12 protein-coding genes are annotated in these 19,041 nt (G+C 33.9%); 3 read left to right on the top strand and 9 right to left on the bottom strand.

The genetic code is table 11. The features are described from left to right. Positions 1 to 93: 93 nt before the first annotated feature. The 4 genes from GQR95_RS00490 to GQR95_RS00475 form a co-directional block, all read right to left on the bottom strand. Entirely contained in the window at positions 94 to 1,365 is a 1,272-nt protein-coding gene (locus GQR95_RS00490) for an adenylosuccinate synthase (protein WP_159021306.1), read from the bottom strand. Between the two features lie 12 nt (positions 1,366 to 1,377). Beyond that, positions 1,378 to 1,833: a Fur family transcriptional regulator gene (locus GQR95_RS00485; protein WP_159021305.1), complete on the bottom strand. Its 456-nt coding sequence runs from the start codon at positions 1,831 to 1,833 to the stop codon at positions 1,378 to 1,380. A 28-nt stretch (positions 1,834 to 1,861) separates the two neighbouring features. Next, a complete protein-coding gene (locus GQR95_RS00480) occupies positions 1,862 to 4,078 on the bottom strand; it encodes a bifunctional (p)ppGpp synthetase/guanosine-3',5'-bis(diphosphate) 3'-pyrophosphohydrolase (RefSeq protein WP_159021304.1) in 2,217 nt (738 codons plus the stop codon). 78 nt (positions 4,079 to 4,156) lie between these two features. Beyond that, positions 4,157 to 4,831: an NAD-dependent deacylase gene (locus GQR95_RS00475; RefSeq protein WP_159021303.1), complete on the bottom strand. Its 675-nt coding sequence runs from the start codon at positions 4,829 to 4,831 to the stop codon at positions 4,157 to 4,159. Between the two features lie 61 nt (positions 4,832 to 4,892). Between GQR95_RS00475 and GQR95_RS00470 the strand changes: the two genes are divergently transcribed. Both GQR95_RS00470 and GQR95_RS00465 read left to right on the top strand, forming a co-directional pair. Beyond that, positions 4,893 to 5,555, top strand: coding sequence for an RNA methyltransferase (locus GQR95_RS00470; protein ID WP_159021302.1), 663 nt, complete (start codon positions 4,893 to 4,895; stop codon positions 5,553 to 5,555). Positions 5,556 to 5,656: 101 nt separating this feature from the next. After that, positions 5,657 to 7,402, top strand: a complete 1,746-nt coding sequence (locus GQR95_RS00465) for a chondroitinase-B domain-containing protein (RefSeq protein WP_159021301.1) — start codon at positions 5,657 to 5,659, stop codon at positions 7,400 to 7,402. 265 nt (positions 7,403 to 7,667) lie between these two features. On the opposite strand, the gene GQR95_RS00460 is transcribed toward GQR95_RS00465, so the two are convergent. The 5 genes from GQR95_RS00460 to GQR95_RS00440 all read right to left on the bottom strand — a co-directional run bounded on the left by GQR95_RS00460 (position 7,668) and on the right by GQR95_RS00440 (position 17,777). Beyond that, on the bottom strand, positions 7,668 to 8,300 hold the full coding sequence (locus GQR95_RS00460; protein WP_159021300.1) for a response regulator transcription factor: 633 nt from the start codon (positions 8,298 to 8,300) through the stop codon (positions 7,668 to 7,670). Between the two features lie 3 nt (positions 8,301 to 8,303). Next, entirely contained in the window at positions 8,304 to 10,328 is a 2,025-nt protein-coding gene (locus GQR95_RS00455) for a sensor histidine kinase (RefSeq protein ID WP_159021299.1), read from the bottom strand. Between the two features lie 34 nt (positions 10,329 to 10,362). Then, positions 10,363 to 14,055 (bottom strand): phosphoribosylformylglycinamidine synthase, encoded by a 3,693-nt coding sequence (gene purL / locus GQR95_RS00450; RefSeq protein WP_159021298.1) that lies wholly within the window; start codon positions 14,053 to 14,055, stop codon positions 10,363 to 10,365. A gap of 160 nt (positions 14,056 to 14,215) precedes the next feature. Beyond that, on the bottom strand, positions 14,216 to 16,453 hold the full coding sequence (locus GQR95_RS00445) for an endonuclease (protein ID WP_159021297.1): 2,238 nt from the start codon (positions 16,451 to 16,453) through the stop codon (positions 14,216 to 14,218). A 112-nt stretch (positions 16,454 to 16,565) separates the two neighbouring features. Further along, a complete protein-coding gene (locus tag GQR95_RS00440; RefSeq protein ID WP_159021296.1) occupies positions 16,566 to 17,777 on the bottom strand; it encodes an RsmB/NOP family class I SAM-dependent RNA methyltransferase in 1,212 nt (403 codons plus the stop codon). A 62-nt stretch (positions 17,778 to 17,839) separates the two neighbouring features. Here GQR95_RS00440 and GQR95_RS00435 point away from each other — a divergent pair, with 62 nt between their 5' ends. Beyond that, positions 17,840 to 18,880 carry an oxidoreductase gene (locus GQR95_RS00435; RefSeq protein ID WP_159021295.1) on the top strand — a complete coding sequence of 347 codons (1,041 nt, stop codon included), beginning with the start codon at positions 17,840 to 17,842 and terminating at the stop codon, positions 18,878 to 18,880. Positions 18,881 to 19,041: the final 161 nt, after the last annotated feature.

Raw genomic sequence — 19,041 nt, 5'->3', positions numbered from 1 at the left:
ATTTTCGATAGCGATTTGTAAAACATTTAAGATAAAAAAGACCTGCTTAAAGTAAATTTAAACAGGTCTTTATAATGATTGTAAAACTAAATTTTATCTAAAAATAGTTTCTTTTCTATCTGGACCTACAGAAACAATAGTAATAGGTGTTTCTAAGGCTTTTTCTAAAAAGTCTATATAAGTGTTTAATGCTTTTGGAAGATGAGAGTATTCAGACATTTTTGTTAAATCTTCACTCCATCCTTCAAATTCTGTGTAAACAGGCTCTACATTTTCTGGCTCAATATTATAAGGAAAATGTTCTATTACTTCTCCTTTATATTTATAAGCTGTACATACTTTTAATGTTTTAAAACCAGATAATACATCTGCTTTCATCATCATAAGTTGTGTTACACCATTTACTTGACAAGCATATTTTAAACCCACAAGATCTAACCAACCACAACGACGTGCACGTCCTGTAGTTGCTCCAAATTCTTGTCCTACTTGAGCCATAGTTTCTCCATCTTGGTCGAATAATTCGGTTGGGAATGGTCCTGAACCTACACGAGTAGTATACGCTTTAAAAATACCGAATACATCTCCAATTTGATTTGGTGCGACACCTAAACCAGTACAAGCTCCAGCTGCAGTTGTGTTACTAGATGTTACGAAAGGATATGTTCCGAAATCAATATCTAGAAGAGAACCTTGTGCGCCTTCTGCAAGAATAGTTTTTCCTTCTTTTTGTGATTGGTACACGTATTCTTCAGAATCTATGAAAGTTAAAGATTTTAAAAGTTTTACAGCTTCAAAAAATTCAGTTTCAAGTTCTGCTAAATCATACTGAATTTCAGCATTGTAAAAATCGATCATTGCTTCGTGCTTATCTGCTAAAGCTCTGTAACGTTCTTTCCAATCGCTTAATTCTAAATCTCCAACACGTAGACCATTACGTCCAGTTTTGTCCATATAAGTTGGGCCAATCCCTTTTAAAGTAGAACCAATTTTGGCTTTTCCTTTAGAAGCTTCACTAGCTGCATCTAATAAACGGTGTGTTGGTAGAATAATATGAGCTTTACGAGAAATAAGAAGTGTTTTTCTGTAATCTACTTTTTGCTCTTCAAGTTTGTCCAATTCTTTTTTGAAAATTACTGGATCAATAACGACACCGTTACCCACTAAATTTTTAGCATCTTCATGAAAAATTCCAGAAGGAATAGTGTGTAAAACGTGTCTTTTACCATTGAAAACTAAAGTGTGTCCTGCATTTGGACCACCTTGAAAACGTGCGATAATGTTGTATTTAGAGGTAAGCACATCAACAATTTTTCCTTTGCCTTCGTCACCCCATTGTAACCCTAGTAGTAAATCTACTGCCATTTTAAAGATATATTATTTGGTTGTTGTTTTTCTGTTGCCATAAAAATATAGCGAGTGATTTTTAATTTCAATATCAAAAACCTCTTCAATAGTTTTTTTTATGGATTGAATTCTCGGATCGCAAAACTCGATAACTTCACCGGTGTCTGTAAGGATAACGTGATCGTGTTGTTTGTCGAAATACGATTTTTCGTAATGTGCTTGATTTTGACCAAACTGATGTTTTCTAACTAAGCCACAATCTAAAAGAAGCTCAATAGTATTGTAAAGAGTAGCACGACTAACACGATATTTTTTGTTTTTCATGTTAAGATATAGAGATTCTATATCGAAGTGCACTTCACTATCATATATTTCTTGAAGTATAGCGTAGCGTTCCGGTGTTTTTCGGTGCCCGTTTTCTTCTAAGAATTTGATGAAGACATTCTTTACAATGTCCTGATTTTTTGTATCTGATTTTAAACTCATAATTTCGTCCGTAAATTTACGTATATTTTTAGACTCTAGACACTTTATCTATACCATTAATTTTTTTAAGATTCGTAACTAATTTATTTAGCATTGAATTATTCTTAACAATTACATTCAGTTTACCTGAGAATAAGCCGTCGTTTGTTTTAAAACTTAGACTTTTAATATTCACATGCATGTTTGAAGAAATGATTTTAGTGATATCGTTAACGATACCAATATTGTCTATTCCCGATAAAATTAATTGCGCAGAATATGCTTGCTGTGACGAATCTATCCATTTGGCTTGAATTATTCTATATGCGTAATTAGATTGCAAAGATAAGGCATTTGGACAGTTTTTCTTGTGTACTTTAATACCTTCATTCACAGAAATAAAACCAAATACTTGATCTCCCGGAATAGGATTACAACAGTTAGATAGTTTATAATCTAGTTTTTCTTCTTCGTCTCCAAAAACAAGTAAATCGTATTTTGCAATAACTTCATCTTTCTCAAGATCTTCCTTAGATACATTTGCACGTCTAGTTATTTTATTTTTAAAGAAACTTACAAGTGCATTACTTCTAGAAGATGCATAAGATTTTAACATGGTGTTGTCTATCGCACCTAAACCTATGCGATAAAATAAATCTAAACTGGTTTTAAGTTTAAAGAAATGAACCAACTCGTTAACAGATTTCTCGTTGAGTTCAATTTTAAGTTGTTTTAATTTACGTCTTAAAATTTCTTTACCATCTTCTCCAATAAGTTTTTTATCTTCTTTTAAAGCCGATTTTATTTTACCTCTAGCTTTTGCTGTTGTGGCATAATCTAACCAGTTTGCATTTGGTTTAGAGTTTTCTGAAGTTAAAATATCTACTTGGTCACCGCTATTTAGTTTGTAACTAAGTGGGACTAATTTTCCGTTTACTTTTGCACCTCGTGTGTGCATACCTACTTCGGTATGTATATTGAATGCAAAATCTAAAGGTGTTGCATCTTTTGGCAACGATTTTAAATCGCCTTTAGGTGTAAAAACGAATATTTCTTTAGAATATAAGTTCAGTTTAAATTGTTCTACAAAATCTACGGCATTAGTTTCGTTACTTTCTAAAGCTTCTTGCAGTTTTGCAATCCAAGTATCTAAACTATCTTCTTTATTGGTACCTTGTTTGTATTTGTAATGAGCTGCATAACCTTTCTCTGCGATTTCGTTCATGCGTTCACTTCTAATTTGAACTTCTACCCAACGTCCTTTTGGTCCCATTACGGTAATATGAAGCGCTTCATAACCTGTAGATTTAGGTGAAGAAATCCAGTCGCGTAATCGGATTGGGTTTGGACGGAAATGATCTGTAACGATCGAATATATTTTCCAGGCTAGAAATTTCTCGTTAACCTTATCGCTTTTGTAAATAATTCTAACGGCAAATTTATCGTAAACCTCATCGAAGGATACGCCTTGTTTCATCATTTTTCTACGAATAGAAAAAATAGATTTCGGACGTCCTTTAATGGTGTAGTGTAACCCTTCTTTATCTAAAGAGTGTTCGATTAGCTCGTTAAATTCTCTAATGTATTCGTCTTGTTCTTCTTTACTTTCTTTTATTTTATTTAGAATATCGAAGTAAACTTCAGGTTCGGTGTATTTTAAACCTAAGTCTTCTAATTCTGTTTTAATATTATAAAGTCCAATACGGTGTGCTAAAGGCGCATAAATATAAAGTGTCTCGCTCGCAATTTTAACTTGCTTGTCCGGACGCATAGAATCCATGGTTTGCATATTGTGCAAACGGTCTGCAATTTTTATAATTATAACACGGACGTCATCATTTAAAGTAAGCAGCATTTTTCTAAAATTCTCTGCTTGTAAGGATACGTCTTCCATATCCTTTTGCATGGAAGATATTTTTGTTAAACCATCTACAATACGTGCAACGGTTTTTCCAAAAAGATTTTCTATGTCTTTTATGGTGTAATTCGGATTATCTTCTACAACATCGTGTAAAAGTGCCGCAGCAATACAGGTTGCGTCTAATCCAATTTCTTTAGCTACAAGTCTAGCAACAGCAATGGGATGAAAAATATAAGCTTCACCAGATTTTCTACGTTGGTCACTATGGGCCTCAACAGCGACGTCAAACGCTTTCCGAATCAGTTTCTTATCATCATCACTCAGGGTGCGGTAACTAACTTTTAAAAGGTCTTTATAAGCTCTTGCTATAGCTGTGTTTTCTTGTTCTATTTCGTCATCTGTCATATATTAAAAGTAGTCTAAAGAATATTAATTTACAACAGTTTTAAGCTTTTTTGAAAGAAGCGCTTTGTGTTGTATTTATCAAGAAGTTAAATCTTTTATTACCGTTTTCATACCTGAAGACGCCTTTTCTTTTATGGTTTTAACATGTTTATCGTGAATGTCTGCAGGATTAGGATCTATATAAAATATAGGTGTTCCTTTTTTAACATAATCTTTTAATCCAGCAGCTGGATAAACTTGCATAGATGTTCCTATAATAATTAAAATATCTGCAGTTTTACAAACGTCTACAGCTAAATCTATCATAGGTACAGCTTCTCCAAACCATACAATATGAGGCCTAATTTGACGTCCTTTTTCATCTACATCTCCAAGTTTCATATCTGTATTCCAAAGTATAATGTTATTACTATTTACAGGTCTTGCTTTTAGTAATTCTCCATGTAAGTGAATTACGTTTGTGCTTCCGGCACGTTCATGTAAATCGTCTACATTTTGAGTAATAATGGTTACTTTGTAATCTTTCTCTAAAGCGGCCAAGTCGTAATGCGCACTATTAGGTTTTACTTCAAGCAGTTGTTTCCTGCGTTCATTGTAAAAATTTAATACTAATTCGGGATTTTTTGCAAAGCCTTCTGGTGTTGCAACTTCCATAACGTCATGGCCTTCCCATAAACCATCTGCATCTCTAAAGGTTTTTAAACCACTCTCGGCACTAACTCCGGCGCCGCTAAGTACAACTATATGTTTCATAACTTAAAAATAAGAAATCATTTTTATAAATTCGACGATTCATAAACCTGAATTTATATTAATGATCGATTTACAACTTCTAGAGCATTTAGAGTCTATTATTACACCAGAACGCAAAGCCCGTTTCGATACTGTGTTACCAGAACGCACCAAATATTTTACTGTAGCCACAGAAGATGTCTACCAACTACACAACACCAGTGCTGTGATTAGAAGTTGCGATGTGTTTGGTATTCAGGAAGTAAATATTGTTGAAGAGAAGAACTCGAAACGAATAGATCGGGAAATTGCAATGGGCGCACAAAAATGGGTAGATTTAAATCGCTACAATCACGTGAAAGATTGTATTAAAGATTTAAAACAAAAAGGATACCAAATTGTAGCAACTACGCCACATCAAAACGATTGTGAGTTACATGATTTTGACGTGAGTAAACCGTCCTGTTTTTTCTTTGGAAGAGAAACAGAAGGTTTGTCGCAAATTGTTATAGATGAAGCAGATTCTTTTTTAAAAATTCCTATGGTTGGTTTTACCGAGAGTTTAAATATTTCGGTTTCTGCAGCTATTATTTTACAGCATGTAACCACCAAACTAAAACAGACCAATATTGAGTGGCGATTGTCTGAGCAAGAACAACTGGAAAAACGTATGGATTGGATAAAAAAAACAATTAAAAGTTACGACGAGATTGTTGAACACTATTATAAGTCTAAGACTAAATAGTACTTTGTTATTATGGTTCGATTTTTGATCTACCTTCGGGATGAACTTTAACCTCTATTAAAGTCTCAAAATGACTACTTTATATTTATAAACTAACTATTATGATTATAACTAAACTATCGAATATTTTAACTGCCATTGGACTTATGTTTACCGTTTTTACCTACGGTCAGGTCGTGAGTACAACGGCTCAATTAGAGACTGCAATTTCCAATGCAACTGCAGGAACTACAATTACATTAGCAAATAAAATATGGACAGATGTCGAGTTAAGTATTAACAAAACAGGAACCGAAGATAAGCCTATAATTATTCAAGGAGAAACGTCTGGAAGCGTGTTTTTTGAAGGAAATTCGCATGTAGGACTTGGAGGCGCTTATGTTATTTTTAAAGGTGTTGTGTTTCAGAATGCATCAAATATTGATACAGAAACTCCGGTTATCGAGTTTAAGTCGTCTCAAGATTGTAATAATTGTACGGTTACAGATATTAAAATAGATTCGTACAACGGCACAACGTCTCAAGAAAAAGACACTTTTAAATGGATTCTCTTAAGAGGAACACATAACGAAGTGAGTTATTCATCTTTTATAGGTAAACATGGCGTTGGTAGTATTATTAACGATAACAGAAGTTCTACAGCTGCTAATTATCATAAAATTCATCATAATTATTTTGCCGACAGAACACCCGTAGGAGAGATCAATGATTTAAACGATCAGGATGCTATTAGATTAGGAAGTAGCTCGACGTCTTTATCAGATTCTTATACCGAAGTTTACAATAACTATTTCTATAATTTTAGTGGTGAAATTGAAGTGATTTCAAACAAAAGCGGAAAGAATAAATACTATAATAACACCTTCGAAGACTATCAGGGTGCTTTAACCTTACGTCACGGAAATGGTTGTGAGGTGTATAATAATTTCTTTTTTGCGAATAAAAATGTGTTTAGCGGAGGAATTCGTGTTATGGGAGAAGATCATAATATCTATAATAATTATATTCAAGGTGTTAATTCTAAAAAACTAGACGGATCTACATCTGGAGGAACTGGCGGAATAAATGTGTCTAATGGAGTACCTAATAGTGCTCTAAATGAATATTATCAGGTTAAAAATGTAAATATTGTAAACAACACATTTGTAGATTGTGATTACGGATTAAGAATTGGGACTAAAATTAAGAGTACAAATACACTGGCTCCAGAGAATTTAATTGTAGCTAATAACGTGATTTACGAAAACACAACAAAAGCCATTCAAGTCACTACAGATCCTATCGGAACCTCGTCTAAGTTTGAAGGGAATATTAAACAAAATGGATCTTGGGATATAGACGCAGGAGACGATGGAAACAGTTCTGTGTCATCAGGATTGTTAGCTTCTAATTCTAGTTTTTATCGTATTACTTCTACGAGTTCAGCTGTAGATTCTGGAATGGGATCGTATTCTTTTTTAACTGAAGATATTCTTGGTGGTACAAGACCTACCAATTTTGATGCTGGTGCAGAAGAATTAAATGCAGGCGGAACATCATTTCCATATAGCCAGTCAGATGTTGGTGTAGCTGTTGGTTTTGGAGGATCTAGTACTTTAGGTATTGGTGAAGCTACTAAAACGAACAACGAATTACTTATTTATCCAATACCATCACATGGTGATTTTATAAACTTGTCTTTAGGGAATCAGGTTTTAGGAAATGTAGAAATATCTGATATGTCTGGACGATTAATTCTAAAAACATATTTTAATTCAACTAAAGCAGAACTAAATATTGATGCACTTAAAAGGGGAACTTATATAGTGAAAGTTCAAGACGTTTCTAAAAAGATAGTAATTAAGTAGGTCTTTTTTTTGCTGTAATAAAATAATTAATCAATGTTAAAGGGGAGGGAATAAAAACACCTTTTTTATGTCAAAATATATCGATTTATACGTTTAAAATTTTTGATTGTTACATTTAGGTTCTTAGATCTTAAAACTAGAATATATAAAAAAATCAGATTACGAACAAAATTGTTCAAATCTGATTTTTATAGATTAATAGCACTTTTGTATTATTTGATAGTGCTAAAGTATAAATATTATATAGGTGATACAATGCGTAGGTTTACGTATTAAAAATATTTGGATGATTTTTTAACCAAATAAAGAGTGCATTTTGGCTAGAGGTATCGATATCTAATTTTTTAATAATATTACTTCTATGTTTTTCTACGGTGCGTTTTGAAATAAACAATTCTTCTGCGATTTGAGGACTGCTGAAATTCTTATCTAAATACTTTAAAATTTTTAGTTCGGTAGGTGTCATTTTTTCAAGAATAGGATCTGAATCACCAGTTACTGAGATACTACTTTGTAGTTTTTTACCAATATAATTAGTGTTGTTTTTTAGACTTTCCAAGCAAGATTCTAGTTCTTCTAAAGCACTATCTTTTGTCACATAGCCATGAATGGATTTTCCAACTTCTTTTAAAATTGATTCTTGTTTATGTAACGTTAATATAACAACTTTGGTGTTTAGTCCTTTACATTTAATTTGTTGTGCAATTTCTAAACCGTTTAATTTAGGCATATCAAAATCCAGTATGGCTATATCTGGTTTTAATTCTATAATTTTATTGTAAGCTGAATTACCATCTGTTGCGGTGGCGATAACTTTAAACCATTTTTTTTCTAAAAACTCTTTGGTGCCATTTAATAATAAAGGATGATCGTCTGCAAGAAGAATAGTGGTAGGCATAACTTATTTTTTTTGAATTTTTATTTGAATGGTTGTTCCTTTTCCCTTAACTGAATCGATACTTAATTGTGCATTAACAAGTATTGCGCGTTCTTTTAAGGTTTTCATGCCTAAACTATTAAGTAGTTTCGTGTTTTCTGTAACATCAAAACCAATACCATTATCTTTTATTTGAAAAATAACAGCATTGTTTAAATTATAAATACTTATAATACAAGCTTTTGCTTTAGAGTGTTTTTCAACATTATTTAAGCATTCTTGAATCATTCTGTAAATAAAAATCTCTTTATCTTTTTCAATATCTAAAGATTCTAGGTCTATGTCTTCCGAATAGAATATTGTCGAATTTTTCTGAAAGCTTTCTATCGTATTCTTTATTGAGTTTATTAATCCTAGTTTTTCAAACTGGAAGGGATGTAATTGTTGCGATATCGTTCTTACCTCATCAATAGCACTATCAACTAAACTCGTATCGGTTTTATTTTCACTTTCTAGAAAAATTTTATTTTTAATGAGTAGTAAGCTTTGTCCAACACTATCATGAAGTTCACTAGAAATACGTTTACGTTCATTTTCAACACTATGTATTAAATCCTGAGCAAAAGTTTTTTGTAGTTGAATTGTTTTTCGTGAATATTTACGAGAACGCCATAAATAAATAATTGAAAATAAAGCAATAAGAATAATGATGCTTAGCCACATTAGTTGTGCTTCACGACTGTTTTGTTCGTCTAATAATTTTATTTCACTGTTTTGGTCCTTTATTTTCTGATCGCGCTTATTGGTTTCGTAAAGTGTTTGGTAATAGCTTAACGCATTGTTTTTTTGAACAGATTTTAAGGAATCTTCAATCTTTTTAGATGCTTTTAAATGTGTATACGCTTCGTTATATTGATTGAGTTTTTCGTAAACATCAGCTAAAAAAGATTCGCCATCTTCTATGTAGTCAATGTTGTTTGTCGCTTTAACAAGATCGAGATATTTCTCACCCCATTCTACAGCAGAAGGATAGTCCTTTTCAGCAAAAGCTAAACGGCTAGAAGCTCTATAGTAATTACTTTCATAGATGCCTTCAGTGTTTCTTTTATCAGCTTTTAATGTTTTATAATACGATCTAGCTTTGTCTAGACTGTCATTTTCCGCATACGCAATAACTAAGGCATGTAGAAGTATTGGTCTAAAATAATCATGGTGATCTGATTTTTCACTAGCCACAACCGCTTTATGTATATTAATTAAGCGTTCTTTTTGTAAACCTTGTTTCTTATTATCGATGGCATAATTGAGATAAATTGGAATTAATACCTTGTAATTTTTAGAAAGCTTTGCCAACTCAATAGCTTCTTTACGTTCTAGCTCTGCTTCCTTTAAAAATCCGTTGGCACTATATAATGTAGATAAGGCATTTCTTGAGGTAATAATATTGAAGGTGTCCTTAACTTTTTGAAAAATTTTTGATGCTTCCTGTATGTGTTGAGATGCCTTAGCAAAATCACCTTCGTCGGTGTAGGTGTATCCTTGGTATAAAATAGCAAAGGCCTTTACGTGATCGTTACCTGCTTTTGTCGCGTAGTCTTTGGCTTTGCTATAATAAGACATAGCGGTGTCGACTTCTTTTACGAAATAATAACTATCTCCAGCATCGATGTAGATTCCTGCAAGGTTTCTGTCGGTTAAATGATTTTTAAAAGTGTTGAAATAGGTTTTGAAAAGTATAACACCTTCTTCGGGTTGTCCTAAAACATTATTGTAATAATTTATAAGTCTTTGAGTGTTGCGAGAGGCAATATTAAAGGAATCTAATTGGATCGCATAATCTATAGTGAATCTAGAGATAGAGTCGAAACCCAATTCTGTTTTCTGATAAATAATGTCTGTTAAACTATCAAGTAATTTTAGTTTCTGACCTTTATTAGTTTCAGATTTTATTTGCACTTTCAACGCATCAACCTCAAGCTGATGCGTTGTGTCTTGTGCATAAGTAATAGAATATATTAATAGTAAAAATACTATGTAAATAGTTTTCATTTAGGGGATTTGAGAAAACTAAAGTAGTGAAAATTTAGTCTTTAGAACCATCAATCCATTTTTTAGCATTTTCAAAAGCTTCTAACCAAGGAGAAACTTCATCTTTTCTACCTTCTGGATAGTTTGCCCAGTTCCATTGGAATGTAGAACGCTCAATATGTGGCATTGTTACTAAGTGTCTTCCTGAAGCATCACACATCATGGCTGTATTAAAGTCAGAACCATTAGGATTCGCAGGATACCCTTCGTAACCGTATTTTGCTACAATATTGTATTCGCTTTCTTCTTTAGGAAGGTTGAATTTTCCTTCTCCGTGAGAAATCCAAACTCCTAGTGTGCTACCTTCTAAACTCGATAACATCACAGAATTGTTTTTCTGAATTTCTACTGAAGTAAATGAACTCTCGTGTTTATGAGAATCGTTATGTAACATTTTTCCGTGAACGTCGTGTTCAGGGTTAATCAATTCTAATTCCATCCATAACTGACAACCGTTACAAATTCCAACAGAAAGTGTGTCTTCTCTTTTAAAGAAGTTTTGTAATGCTGTGTTTGCTTTTTCGTTATACATAAATGCTCCAGCCCAACCTTTAGCCGAACCTAAAACATCCGAGTTAGAGAATCCACCAACAGCACCAATAAACTGAATATCTTCAAGTGTTTCGCGACCAGAAATTAAATCGGTCATGTGTACATCTTTCACATCAAAACCAGCTAAATACATCGCGTTTGCCATTTCGCGTTCAGAATTACTTCCTTTTTCACGAAGAATAGCAGCCTTAGGGCGAGATTGCTTCGTTCCTCTCGCAATGACAGGAAGCTTCCCTGTAAAGTTTTTAGGGAATGTATATTGAAGTGGTTGATTTTTATAATTTTTGTAACGTGCATCTGCAACGTTATTTGCTGTTTGCTTTTTATCTAATAAGTAAGATGTTTTGTACCAAACGTCTCGCATTTCAGAAACATTAAAAGAGAAAGTGTCTTCGTTGTTTTTAATATTTATTTGACCTGAATTGTTTGCTGTTCCAATTTTGAAAACCTCAACACCGTTTGCAGCAAAGCTTTCTTCTACTGAAGCATCTGCTTGGAATACCAATCCTGCGTTTTCAGAGAATAATATTTTAAGTGAATCTTCTTCATTTAAAGATGTGAAATCATAATCTGCTCCTAAATTCACATCAGCAAAACACAATTCTAATAAAGTTGTGATTAATCCACCTGAAGCAATATCGTGACCCGCTTCAATTTTATCCGCTTTAATTAAATCTTGAATCGTATTAAATGCGTTCTTAACGAAATCTGTACTCTTAACGTCAGGTGTATCGTTTCCAATGGCATTTAATGCTTGGAAGAACGAACTACCACCCAATTTAAAGTCGTCTTGTGAGATGTTGATGTAGTAAATATTTCCACCGTCAGCTTTTAAAAGAGGTTCTACAACTTTAGAAATTTCATTACAGTTTCCTGCAGCAGAAATAATTACAGTTCCAGGAGCAATAACATCCTCGTTAGGATATTTTTGCTTCATAGACAATGAATCTTTTCCTGTAGGTACATTAATACCCAAGTCGATTGCAAATTCTGAAACGGCTTGCACCGCTTTGTATAAACGTGCATCTTCACCTTCATTTTTACAAGGCCACATCCAGTTTGCCGATAATGACACACTTTTTAAATTATCTTTTAAAGGTGCCCAAACAATGTTTGTAAGCGATTCTGTAATGGCATTTCTACTTCCTGCATCTGGCTGAATTAAAGCCGAAATAGGAGCGTGCCCAATAGAGGTTGCAATACCTTCTTTTCCGTTATAATCTAGTGCCATAACACCAACATTATTCAACGGAATTTGTAATGGTCCAACACATTGTTGTTTCGCCACTTTACCACCAACACATCTATCGACTTTGTTTGTTAACCAATCCTTACAAGCCACAGCTTCTAACTGCAACACTTGCTCTAAATAGATTTTTAAGTTTTTAGATTTATAACGTGGATTTTTATATTTTCTGACAATCGTACTGTCAGTTAGTATTGTTTTTGGTGAACTCCCAAACATATCTTCTAAAGCTAAATCCATTGGTTTTTCACCAGTCGTTTTGGACTCAAAAGTAAAGCGGTCGTTTCCTGTAACTTCTCCAACATCGTAAATTGGAGAACGTTCTCTGTCTGCAATTTTATGAAGTGTTTCTAAATGCTTTTCGGCAATCACTAATCCCATACGTTCTTGAGATTCGTTTCCGATAATTTCTTTAGCAGATAGGGTAGGGTCTCCAACAGGTAAACTGTCTAAATTGATTTTTCCTCCTGTATCTTCTACTAATTCAGATAAACAGTTTAAGTGTCCACCAGCACCATGATCGTGAATAGAAACGATGAAATTTTCTTCGCTTTCTACCATCCCACGAACGGCATTTGCAGCACGCTTTTGCATTTCTGGGTTAGAACGTTGCACGGCATTTAATTCAATACCTGAAGCAAATGCTCCTGTATCTGCAGAAGACACTGCAGCACCACCCATTCCGATGCGGTAGTTTTCACCACCAAGAATTACAATTTTATCACCTTCTTTAGGCGTGTCTTTTAAAGCTTGGTCTGCTTTACCATAACCAATACCTCCAGCTTGCATAATTACTTTATCGTAACCTAGTTTTCTAGGGCTTGCTGTGCTTGATGATGCATTTTCATTATGTTCGAAAGTTAATACAGAACCAGTAATTAATGGTTGTCCGAATTTGTTTCCGAAGTCAGAAGCACCATTACTTGCTTTTATTAAGATGTCCATTGGTGTTTGGTATAACCATGGACGAGCATCTAATTTTTGTTCCCAAGGACGGTTTTCTTCTAAACGAGAATAAGACGTCATATAAACTGCGGTTCCAGCTAAAGGTAAAGATCCTTTTCCTCCTGCAAGTCTATCGCGAATTTCTCCTCCAGAACCTGTTGCAGCCCCGTTAAAAGGCTCTACTGTTGTTGGGAAATTATGTGTTTCTGCTTTTAATGAAATTACAGATTCATAATTTTTAGTTTCGTAAAAATCTGGCTTGTCTGCTGTTTTAGGTGCAAATTGTTCTACAACTGGACCTTTTACAAATGCCACATTATCTTTATAAGCCGAAACAATATCGTTAGGGTTTTTGTTTGATGTTTCACGAATCATTTTGAATAATGAAACGTCTTTTTCCTCACCATCGATAACAAATGTTCCGTTGAAAATTTTATGGCGACAGTGCTCAGAATTCACTTGGGAAAATCCGAAGACTTCAGAATCTGTTAACGGACGTCCAATTTTCTTAGCAACACCATCTAAATAGGCTACTTCTTCATCACTTAAAGACAATCCTTCTTGTGTGTTGTAAGCGGCAATATCTTCAATATTTAAAACCGGTTCTGGTTTAATATTAATAGAAAAAGACTCCTGATTTAATGCGTTGTATTTATGAGAAATCATAGGATCGAAATCTGAGAAATCTTCAGCAACAGCTTCAAATTCTTCAATTCGAATAATATCTTGAATACCCATATTTTGAGTAATCTCTACTGCATTTGTACTCCAAGGTGTAATCATAGCCGCACGAGGACCAACAAAAAAAGCATCGATAGATGCTTGCTCAAGCTTAGGCTGGTTGCCAAAAAGCCATGTTAATTTTGAAATGGTTTCGGGAGATAATTCATTAACTGTTTGTACAGCAAATAATTTACCTTTTACGTTTCCAAAGAAATGAATCATATAATGAGGTTTGTGTTGTGTTTTTAGAAAGAACAAAATTAGTGTTTTTTAGCGATATTTTTTTAAAAAAATATACAGTCTTTTTTAAAGTGGAAACGCGGTTTTATTTCATAAAAAAAGCGACCCGTTAAGGTCGCTTTTATATGAATTAGAGTAGGTGTTAGTTTTTAATTAACTTCTTACTTATTGTTGCATTGTTTTGTGTCATTCTTAAAATATAAACACCAGATTGCAAGTTTCTAGTATCGATACTTGTATTGGCTTGTATGGTTTTAGAAATAACAAGTTTTCCTAATATATTGTAAATGTTAACTTGTGTTGCTTCACCGTTTGGTAATGCAATATTTAAAGTTGAATTTACGGGGTTAGGATATACTTTAATGCTTGATAAAATATCTTCTTCTACACTTAAAGAAGCATCGTAACAGGTCCATTTTAAATCATCAATCATTACACGATCAGAATCTGAAGATATATTGTTTAAAACGACAGTTACTATTCCTGAAACATTAATGTCTTTAATAGTTGTAATTTGCTCTTCATCACTGTAAGGAATTTGTCCAACTACAGTACCGTTAACAACTAAGTCGAATGTTCCAGAACCACCACCAAAAGTACGCAGTGTTGTTACTGTTAATGATCCAACACCTCCAGAAGTTTCAGGTGCAGTTAAAATACCATTTTTAATAGTGATTACTTTACTAGAATTATTACTTAAATCTATTCTTGCGCCAGTAGCATTCCATTCTAATCCGTTATCTCCTGTCCAAGTTCTAGCTCCGTATTGGCTATCGTTTACATCTTGAGTAGACGTTAAGTTTGTAAATGTTTCTTCTGTACAGAAATCTGAATTTGAATTTTCATAACACGTCCAAGCTAAATCATCAATTGCAATACGGTCTGAAGATGTTGTTTTATTATTCAATACTATTGAAACATCACCTGCAATATTAATATCGTCGATAGTAGTCGTTTCAGCAAATTCAGTATAAGGAATTTGTCCAACTACAGTTCCGTTTACAACTAAATCGAACGTTCCAGAACCACCACCAAACACACGTAGAGTTGTTACTGTTAATGAACCAATACCACCAGAAGTTTCTGCAGCAGTTAAAATACCATCTCTAATACAAATTGTTTTAGTACCGTCTATTGTTTGATCAATCCTAGCGTCTGTAGCAGCCCACTCTAAACCATTGTCTCCAGTCCATGTTACCTCATCGTAGTAAGTGTTAATGTCTCCAGAAACATTCTCAAAACTTTCAGAAGTACAGTAATCAAAAACTACCGCTTCAGATGTTGTTACAGATACAGATGCTGTTGTTGCAGATACGTTTGCTGCTGCATCTTCTGCAGAGATAGAAAATTCATACGTTGTGTTAGCAGATAAATCTGAAATTGTAATAGTATTCGTATATGCTTTTGTTAAATATGTTCCATCTACATAAACATTGTAAGACGCTACAGCTACATTATCTGTAGAAGCTGTCCATGTTAAAGTTGCGCTTGTTTCTGTAACATCGCTATATGCCAAATCAGTAGGCATTGTTGGTGCTTCTGTGTCAGCAACAGCAGTGTTTCCATCCCATAAGTTTTGTGCATCATCTCCTCCCCAAATAGCAGTAGCTAAGTATGGGTTGTCTATAAAAGGATTTCTGTTTCCTTGTGCGTAAGTGTTGTCTGTGTTTCCGTGGTATGTGTTTCTTTGCTTTTCGAATTCTGAAACAGGATCTTCAACATTCCATTCTAAGAATAAATCAATCATTTCGTCTGGAGTGCTAGCAGAACTACCAAAACCTACGTTTGAAGGTAAACATTGTTCACCATATCTAATATACATGTACATTACAATACGTGCACAATCTCCTTTCCATTCGTCTCCAGGGTACCAGCCATCTGTAGTTGCAAAAGATGTTCCTGTACCATCTGCAAATTTTAAGCTTCCGCGGTCAGAATTTCTTACAATATCACTAGCTCGTAACATTTGTGCATCAGATCCCGGACCACTAGTTCCTAAATTAGGAGTTCCTAGGGATTTGGCGTAAATGTGCTCACGATTCCATTGTCCTGTACTTCCTCCGTTATTCGTTTTAGAACGACTTCTATCTGTAGATGTACTTCCATCAGTGTCATCATATCCATAAACTAAAAGTACATTGTCACTATTGTCTGGATCAAGGTCTGTAACTTTTAAAGCTTCCCAAACACCAGGTGTGTATGATAATTCATTAACGTGTTTTGCTATTGTTACAGCACTTAAGTCTGCTTTAAGGTCTACTCCTGTGTTAGAGAAATTAACCGTATTGTAATACGATTGTAGGTCATCCGGCGGAGTTAATTGAGCAAAGCCCAAATAGGTTGTAAAAAGTAGTAAAAAAGAAAAGTAAAAGTGTTTCATAGAGAGATGTTTAAAGTTAGATTAATTTAAATTTTTGATCAATTTACAAAATAAAAAAGCTAGTAAAGAAAAATCTTTACTAGCTCGTGATAATTGTTGAATATTTTTAGAGTTACTGTCTCTTAAGTAACGCCATATAAAATCCGTCAAATCCTGTTTTGTGAGCATAGACATTTTCGTCGCGCACTAAGGTAAAATCTTTTCCAAATTCAGATGTTAAGAAAACATCAACTTGTTGTCTGTTTTCAGAAGGTAATACAGAACATGTGGCATAAACCATTTGTCCGCCAGATTTAACCATTCTAGAATATTTTTGAATGATTTCTTGTTGTGTTGCACGAATTTTATCTAAAAATTCGGGTTGTAATTTCCATTTTGCATCAGGGTTTCTTCTTAAAACGCCTAAACCAGAACAAGGTGCATCTATTAAAACACGGTCTCCTTTGTCGTAAAGTTTTTTAATAACCTTAGAAGAATCTATATGGCGAGGTTCAATATTATGTGCACCATCGCGTTTTGCACGACGTTTTAATTCATGCAATTTATTTGCGTAAATGTCTAAAGCAATAATCTGACCTTTGTTTTCCATTAAAGATGCTAAGTGTAGTGTTTTTCCACCAGCACCAGCACAAGTGTCTATAACACGCATACCAGGTTTAACTTCTAAATAAGCAGCTACTAATTGAGAAGATGCATCTTGCACTTCAAAATGTCCGTTTTTAAAAGATTCTGTAGTAAATACGTTTGCACGTTCTTTTAATTTAAGAGCAGCAGGATAACCTTTAATAAATTCTGTCTCAATATCGTTATCAAAAAGATCTGCTTGTAACTTGTCTTTTGTAACTTTTAAGGTGTTTGTTCTTAAAACAACATCTGCTTGCAAGTTTAAAGCAGCAATTTCTTTTGTCCAAAGTGCTTCTCCTAATTCTTTAGCCCCAATTTCATCCATCCAATCTGGAATAGATTCTTTGAATTTTCTAATTTTAGAAAGTTCATCAAAACGGCCTTTAATTTTACGTGTAGGTGTGTTTTCAAAATAGGTCCAATCCGGTAATTTTATACCTTTTAATGTAGCCCATACTGCAAACATTCTCCAAATATTATCTCTATCGTATGGTTCTTTTACATCTGCTATTTCAGCATATAGGCGTTTCCAGCGAACGATTTCGTAAGTCGTTTCGGCTACAAAGCCACGGTCGCGACTTCCCCAGCGTTTATCGCGTTTTAATAATTGTTGTACTACTTTGTCGGCATAAATTCCTTCGTTAAAAATTAGCATTAATCCGTCTACTACCGCAAAGCATAAATTTCTATGTAATCGCATTTTATGTATTTAAGGACACAAAGGTAAGTTTAATTAATTATTTTTAGCGAAAATTTTAATAAATGCGACTAATAGCTAGCCTTTTACTTATTCTTTTGATAAGTTCTTGTAAACAAGATGTTCAAAAACCTGTTAAAACTTATAATTCTATCAAAATTCAGGATATATATAATGACTCTATAAGTGTACGTGCTATAGAGCTTATGGGCGACGGAACCTTAGCATTCGCAGCAGATAAGGGAATGTATGGATTGTATTTTTCAAAAAAGGAACAGTGGGTAACTTCTAAACAACTTCACGATTCTGTGCCATTACATTTTAGAGCGGTTGCACATACAACTAACGATTTTTTTATGCTGAGTATTGAAAGTCCTGCGTTGTTATATAAAACGGGAGACGATGGCCGAATGAAATTGGTCTATAAAGAAGACGGGGAAGGCGTGTTTTATGATGCCATGACGTTCTGGAACGATAAAGAAGGAATTGCTGTTGGAGATAGTATTAATGGTTGTTTGTCTATTATTATAACACGAGATGGTGGCGAAACTTGGACAAAATTAGCTTGCGATGTGTTACCAGAATCTATTGAAGGAGAAGGCGCCTTTGCGGCAAGTAATACAAATATTAAAGTTTTAGGAGATGAAGCATGGGTTGCTACAAATAGCGGATCGATTTACTATACTGCAGATAAAGGAAAGTCTTGGGTTGTAATTGATACACCCATGTTGAATACAGAACCTAACCAAGGTATATTTTCTATAGATTTTTACGATAATAAAAAGGGGTTTGCTATTGGAGGAGATTACACTAAACCTGAAGGGAATACAAATAATAAGATGAAGACTGTAGATGGCGGACAAACATGGCAAATAGTTGCAAATGGTGAAGCTCCTGCTTATAAAAGTTGCGTACAATATGTGCCAAATAGTGATGCACAAAATTTAGTCGCTGTAAGTTTTAACGGTATGGATGTGTCTGTTAATGGCGGAACATCTTGGAAACATATTAGTGACGAATCGTTTTATACCATCCGATTTGTAAACGATTCTTTAGCGTATGCAGCAGGAAAAGGACGCATTTCTAAAATAGATTTTATAGATTAAATATTGTTATAACTTTCTATACAGATAATATATTATTAAGTAAATAGAGTTGTTTGGTTATGATGAGGCTTTGGTTGTAGCAAGCTTAAAAATCAATACTAAAAGCATATAAAACAGGCTTCAAGAGTTTTACTTCTGAAGCCTGTTTTGTTTTGTATATG

It is taken from the genome of Formosa sp. L2A11, assembly GCF_009796865.1.
In the GTDB taxonomy this organism is placed as follows: domain Bacteria; phylum Bacteroidota; class Bacteroidia; order Flavobacteriales; family Flavobacteriaceae; genus Formosa.
The sequence above is the reverse complement of the archived record's forward strand: the minus strand, read 5'-3'. Positions and strand labels throughout refer to the sequence as shown.

What these genes read in the sequence shown, in the direction of transcription:
- GQR95_RS00490 (WP_159021306.1), bottom strand. Translation starts at nt 1,365, where the DNA reads ATGGCAGTAGATTTACTACTAGGGTTACAATGGGGTGACGAAGGCAAA.
- GQR95_RS00485 (WP_159021305.1), bottom strand. Translation starts at nt 1,833, where the DNA reads ATGAGTTTAAAATCAGATACAAAAAATCAGGACATTGTAAAGAATGTC.
- GQR95_RS00480 (WP_159021304.1), bottom strand. Translation starts at nt 4,078, where the DNA reads ATGACAGATGACGAAATAGAACAAGAAAACACAGCTATAGCAAGAGCT.
- GQR95_RS00475 (WP_159021303.1), bottom strand. Translation starts at nt 4,831, where the DNA reads ATGAAACATATAGTTGTACTTAGCGGCGCCGGAGTTAGTGCCGAGAGT.
- GQR95_RS00470 (WP_159021302.1), top strand. Translation starts at nt 4,893, where the DNA reads ATGATCGATTTACAACTTCTAGAGCATTTAGAGTCTATTATTACACCA.
- GQR95_RS00465 (WP_159021301.1), top strand. Translation starts at nt 5,657, where the DNA reads ATGATTATAACTAAACTATCGAATATTTTAACTGCCATTGGACTTATG.
- GQR95_RS00460 (WP_159021300.1), bottom strand. Translation starts at nt 8,300, where the DNA reads ATGCCTACCACTATTCTTCTTGCAGACGATCATCCTTTATTATTAAAT.
- GQR95_RS00455 (WP_159021299.1), bottom strand. Translation starts at nt 10,328, where the DNA reads ATGAAAACTATTTACATAGTATTTTTACTATTAATATATTCTATTACT.
- purL (WP_159021298.1), bottom strand. Translation starts at nt 14,055, where the DNA reads ATGATTCATTTCTTTGGAAACGTAAAAGGTAAATTATTTGCTGTACAA.
- GQR95_RS00445 (WP_159021297.1), bottom strand. Translation starts at nt 16,453, where the DNA reads ATGAAACACTTTTACTTTTCTTTTTTACTACTTTTTACAACCTATTTG.
- GQR95_RS00440 (WP_159021296.1), bottom strand. Translation starts at nt 17,777, where the DNA reads ATGCGATTACATAGAAATTTATGCTTTGCGGTAGTAGACGGATTAATG.
- GQR95_RS00435 (WP_159021295.1), top strand. Translation starts at nt 17,840, where the DNA reads ATGCGACTAATAGCTAGCCTTTTACTTATTCTTTTGATAAGTTCTTGT.